Source organism: Streptomyces sp. P5F9, assembly GCF_057961495.1.
On record NZ_JBXVPZ010000655.1, the window covers coordinates 1 to 4,142 of the forward strand.

The window sequence follows — 4,142 nt, forward strand, 5'->3', positions numbered from 1 at the left end:
GGGCGGGGTGGGAGCCTGTGCCGGGGTGTCGTGGTCGACCTGGGTGTTTCTGTTCTTCGTCAAGTCGGCGCTCCCGACCGGTACTTGGCGGGCTGTCGGGTGCAACTGGCCCAGGAGTTCGCGGTCTTCGTCGTCGGCTTCGGGCGAGTCGAGGACGGCGAGGACGGGGGCGTACTCCAGTTGGCGGGCGAAGGTGTCCGCGACGGTTCGCTGGTCCGTGGCCGCGGCCGCGAGGCCGGTCTCGGCGAGGTCGTCGCCGTTGCCGAGGTACGGGAGGAGCAGGGACGGGTCCACGGCGGTGATGACGGCGGTGACCGTGAGGCCGCCGGCGGTGATCACCTCGGCCATCGCCTTGGGTTCGACGGAGTCCCACAACTCGACTATCGCCAGCCGGACTTGACCGGTCGCGGCCAGTCGGCGGAGCTCCGGGACCAGGTCCTCGCGCAGGGCGCAGCACGCGCAGTCGTTGACGAGGGGGGTCTCGCCGGCGGAGACGATGCCGTCGGCGTCCCTGATCGTGCGGACGACCGTGCCGGCGGCGGCCGTAGCGAGGTCGTGGTGGAGTACGACGCTGCCGGGGACGTCGTGGAGGAGTCGGGCGACGGTCGTTCTGCGGGCGTCGGCGTGCAGGCCGGCGACGATCGCGACGGAGAGGTCGGGCACCGTCAGGCCTGCTTCCCGTACCGGCGCTCGAAGCGCTCCACGCGGCCGGCCGTGTCCAGGACGCGGGCCGTGCCGGTGTAGAAGGGGTGGCTGACGTTCGAGATCTCGACGTCGACGACGGGGTAGGTGTTCCCGTCCTCCCACTCGATCGTCTTCGCGCTCGTCATCGTCGAGCGGGTGAGGAAGGCGTGGTTCGCGGCGCGGTCCCGGAAGACGACGGGGCCGTAGGGCGGGTGGGTGTTCTCGCGCATCTCGGTCAGCGCTCCTCTCGGAAGTCGACGTGGCGGCCCACGGCCGGGTCGTACTTGCGCAGGGTCAGGCGGTCGGGGTCGTTGCGGCGGTTCTTGCGGGTCACGTAGGTGTAGCCGGTACCGGCGGTGGACCTGAGTTTGATGACCGGGCGGAGTTCGTTGCGAGCCATGCCTGATACCTTACTGAAAATGAATTCCATTAGCAGCACTGGCTACGGCCCCGATCGAGGAGAGGTACGTCACTCGTGTCCGCCCACTGCATGCTGACCGGCGCACAGCCCGGCTTCGGCAACCGCATCTCCCACTCCCACCGGCGCACGTCGCGCCGCTTCGACCCGAACATCCAGTCCAAGCGCTACTGGCTGCCCGGCGAGGGCCGGTACGTACGGCTGCGGCTGAGCACGAAGGGGATCAAGACCGTGGACGCGATCGGCGTCGAGGCGGCCGTGGCCAGGATTCGCGAGCGCGGGGTGAGGATCTGATGGCGAAGAAGAGCAAGATCGCCGCGAACGAGCGGCGGCGGGAGGTCGTCGCGCGGTACGCGGCGCGGCGGGCCGAGCTGAAGGAGATCATCCGGCGGCCCGGTTCGACGGAGGCCGAACGGGCCGCCGCGCAGCGGGAGTTGCGCGGCCAGCCGCGTGACGCGAGCGCCACGCGGGTTCGCAACCGCGACCAGGTCGACGGGCGGCCCCGCGGCTACTTCCGTGCCTTCGGGCTGTCCCGGGTGAACCTGCGCGGGCAGGCTCACAGCGGATACCTACCGGGCGTCCGCAAGTCCTCCTGGTAACCCCTGGTAGCTTGCTGCGGTCGTTCCGGCCAGGGCCGAGGCCAGGCCCACCGGGCGGCCGTCCGCGTCCCGCTACAGCTTGGGAGCTACCAGTGACTACGGCGTTTTCGACGGTGACGACGGTACGGATGGCGGCGGCTGTCGCCGGTCTGGCGGGCGCGCTCGTCCTGACCGCGTGCAGCGGTGACTCCTCGGACGACTCCTCGTCCACGCCGAGCGCGTCCTCGTCGGCGACGTCGACCGCGACGGCGGACTCCGGCGGCTCCGGCAGCAGCCCGTCGGCCGCGTCCGACGGGCTGCAGGGCAGTTGGCTCGCCACGGCCGACGGCAAGGCGTTGGTCCTTGTGGTCACCGACAAGCAGGCCGCGCTGTTCACGACCGGTGGCACCGTGTGCAACGGGACGGCCGGTAAGGAGGCGGGGATGCAGATGATCCACCTCAAGTGCACGGACGGCAGCAAGACCCGGGCGACCGGAATGGTCAACTCCGTCAGCAAGTCGAGCCTCGCGGTCACCTGGTCGGGGAGCGCAGGCAAGGAGACGTACACGCGGGCCGAGGGCGGGAAGCTGCCGTCGGGGCTGCCTACGGCGAGCTTGGGGTCGTCGTAGCGGCTTGGGGTCGTCGTAGCCGCTTGGGGTCGTCGTAGCGGCTCGGGGTCGTGGGACCTGGGGCAGCCCGGGGCGGACGGCAGGCGGTGTGGGTCGTGGACCTGGCGTGGCTCCTGGGGCGAGGCCGGTCAGCGGGGGGCCGTTCCGTGCGGGATGATCCCCTCATGCGCACTGTTCCCCTCGCCGTCGCCGCACTCGCGTCGGCTCTGCTTCTGACCGCCTGCGACAGTGGCGGCGGCGGTGGTTCCTCCGACAGCAAGAACGGGTCGGCCTGCTCGTTCGACGGGGTCGCCGTCCAGGTCGGGCCGGCGAGTACCGCTCCGGCCGCCGGTGACACCGGTGAGGTTCCCGTCTCGCTCACCAATCAGAGCAAGCCGTGCGACCTGGACGGGTTCCCCGGTGCCACGCTGGAGGGCGGCGGCACCAAGGCCGTCCTCTCCACGCAGAAGGGCGCCAAGGCGCGGAAGCTGCGGCTCGCCAAGGGCGACGCGGCCTCCTTCACCATCACCTACGTGCGCGGCAAGGCGGGCGGCAAGCTGAGCCTGGCCGCGACGAAGGTGGTCATCACCCTGCCCGGCAGCAGCGACTCCGCGAGCTACAAGTGGTCGTACGGACCCGTCCAGGGCAAGACCTCCGTGAGCGACTCGGACGCCTCGGTCAGCGCCTTCACGCAGGCCGGAGACTGACGACCGACGTCCGTCAGTCCAGTGGCGGTCGGGCCCTGACCTGGGCCCGGTCCGCCGCCTCGGCGCCCTCCGTCCAGCCCGCCTCGTCGGTGACGCCGCGCAGGCGGGTCGTGGTCGTCTCCGGGAACATCGCGTCGACGCGGTCGGTGACGGCGACCGCGCGGGTGGCAAGCACCGGGAGCAGGTCGTCGGTGACCTGCGTCCCGGCGGCCTGTGCCAACCGGTCGCCGATGCGGTGGGCGTAGGCCGCCAGGAAGGACTGCCGGAAGGTCTTCGTCCGCCGGCGGCCGCCCGCGCGCTGGGCCGCCTCCGCGCGAGTCATCGCGGTCGTGGCCTGCACGAGGAGCGAGGTGTAGAGGAGTTCGACCACCTCCAGGTCGCCCTCGAAACCGACGACGGTCGAGAAACCGAAGGCCTCGTTCCAGACCGCCCGGCAGTGGTTCGCGCCGGCGACCGCGTCCAGCAGTACCGCCTTCGCCTGCTCGTACGGCGCCTCGACCCCGATCCGGCAGGCGCCGGGCGCGTCCTTCGCCGGCGCCTGCGCGTCGAGCAGCGCCTCGTCGATACTGTGCCGCGCCATCAGCTCCTGCGCCTTGGCGCTCAGCGCCTCCGCCTCCTCCGGGAACCCGGTCGCCTCCGCCTTCGCGAGCAGCGCGCGGATCCGGGTGAGCGTGCGGGACGCGGACCGACGGTTCTCGTGCCGTTTCGGCTCGTGCTCGTCGAGAGGTTCGAGGCTCGGCAGCCGCAGCAGCAGGCGGTACAGCTCCAGCACGGTGGTGGCGTGCGTGAAACGGTCGGTGCGGGGCGGCTCCTCGGCGGTCAGTTCGTCGAGCTGCGCCGCCCAACGGGGGCCGCGCGCCCGGTCGTCCGGCGCCTGCGCCCGGATCAGCGCCGAGACGAGCCGTACGTGTACGTCGTCCAACTCCCGCCGAACCAGCCGTACGACGTCTGCGGGCTGCCAGCCGCGCCGCCATGCCGCCGCCACGAACTCCCGGCCGCAGCGGGCCAGTTCGGGGTCCGCGGCGGGGTCGGCGGCGAGGATCGAGGCACCCGCGTCGAGGGCGTCGTGGGTGTCGGTGTAGAGGGCGGCCTCGAAGGCGCGCTCGACGGTGGTGGTCGTGCTGCTCACCGGTCGATCGTGTCATGG

The 4,142-nt window shown here is 71.7% G+C and carries 8 protein-coding genes; 4 read left to right on the forward strand and 4 right to left on the reverse strand.

What is annotated here, in order from left to right:
• From AC31A1_RS47830 to rpmG, 3 genes are all read right to left on the reverse strand, one after another.
• A partial coding sequence (locus tag AC31A1_RS47830; protein WP_489659337.1) for a GTP-binding protein occupies positions 1 to 663 on the reverse strand: 663 nt, incomplete at its 3' end.
• Between the two features lie 2 nt (positions 664 to 665).
• Positions 666 to 914: a type B 50S ribosomal protein L31 gene (locus AC31A1_RS47835; RefSeq protein WP_489659338.1), complete on the reverse strand. Its 249-nt coding sequence runs from the start codon at positions 912 to 914 to the stop codon at positions 666 to 668.
• Positions 915 to 919: 5 nt separating this feature from the next.
• A complete protein-coding gene (gene rpmG, locus AC31A1_RS47840; RefSeq protein ID WP_189326552.1) occupies positions 920 to 1,084 on the reverse strand; it encodes a 50S ribosomal protein L33 in 165 nt (54 codons plus the stop codon).
• 75 nt (positions 1,085 to 1,159) lie between these two features.
• Here rpmG and rpmB point away from each other — a divergent pair, with 75 nt between their 5' ends.
• From rpmB to AC31A1_RS47860, 4 genes are all read left to right on the forward strand, one after another.
• A complete protein-coding gene (gene rpmB, locus AC31A1_RS47845; RefSeq protein ID WP_365302077.1) occupies positions 1,160 to 1,396 on the forward strand; it encodes a 50S ribosomal protein L28 in 237 nt (78 codons plus the stop codon).
• Positions 1,396 to 1,701, forward strand: coding sequence for a 30S ribosomal protein S14 (rpsN, locus tag AC31A1_RS47850; RefSeq protein ID WP_366497569.1), 306 nt, complete (start codon positions 1,396 to 1,398; stop codon positions 1,699 to 1,701). The genes rpmB and rpsN overlap by 1 nt, the downstream gene beginning before the upstream one ends.
• A 128-nt stretch (positions 1,702 to 1,829) precedes the next feature.
• Entirely contained in the window at positions 1,830 to 2,309 is a 480-nt protein-coding gene (locus AC31A1_RS47855) for a hypothetical protein (RefSeq protein ID WP_489659341.1), read from the forward strand.
• 164 nt (positions 2,310 to 2,473) lie between these two features.
• The gene (locus AC31A1_RS47860; RefSeq protein ID WP_489659339.1) at positions 2,474 to 2,995 is read left to right on the forward strand and encodes a DUF4232 domain-containing protein; all 522 of its coding nucleotides are present in this window, start codon (positions 2,474 to 2,476) and stop codon (positions 2,993 to 2,995) included.
• 13 nt (positions 2,996 to 3,008) lie between these two features.
• Here the strand turns inward: AC31A1_RS47860 and AC31A1_RS47865 are convergent, their stop codons facing one another.
• The gene (locus AC31A1_RS47865; protein ID WP_489659340.1) at positions 3,009 to 4,124 is read right to left on the reverse strand and encodes a DUF2786 domain-containing protein; all 1,116 of its coding nucleotides are present in this window, start codon (positions 4,122 to 4,124) and stop codon (positions 3,009 to 3,011) included.
• Between the last annotated feature and the right edge of the window lie 18 nt (positions 4,125 to 4,142).

Excerpts from the sequence above, each read along its gene's own strand:
- AC31A1_RS47835 (WP_489659338.1), bottom strand. The coding sequence starts at position 914 with ATGCGCGAGAACACCCACCCGCCCTACGGCCCCGTCGTCTTCCGGGAC.
- rpmG (WP_189326552.1), bottom strand. The coding sequence starts at position 1,084 with ATGGCTCGCAACGAACTCCGCCCGGTCATCAAACTCAGGTCCACCGCC.
- rpsN (WP_366497569.1), top strand. The coding sequence starts at position 1,396 with ATGGCGAAGAAGAGCAAGATCGCCGCGAACGAGCGGCGGCGGGAGGTC.
- AC31A1_RS47855 (WP_489659341.1), top strand. The coding sequence starts at position 1,830 with ATGGCGGCGGCTGTCGCCGGTCTGGCGGGCGCGCTCGTCCTGACCGCG.
- AC31A1_RS47860 (WP_489659339.1), top strand. The coding sequence starts at position 2,474 with ATGCGCACTGTTCCCCTCGCCGTCGCCGCACTCGCGTCGGCTCTGCTT.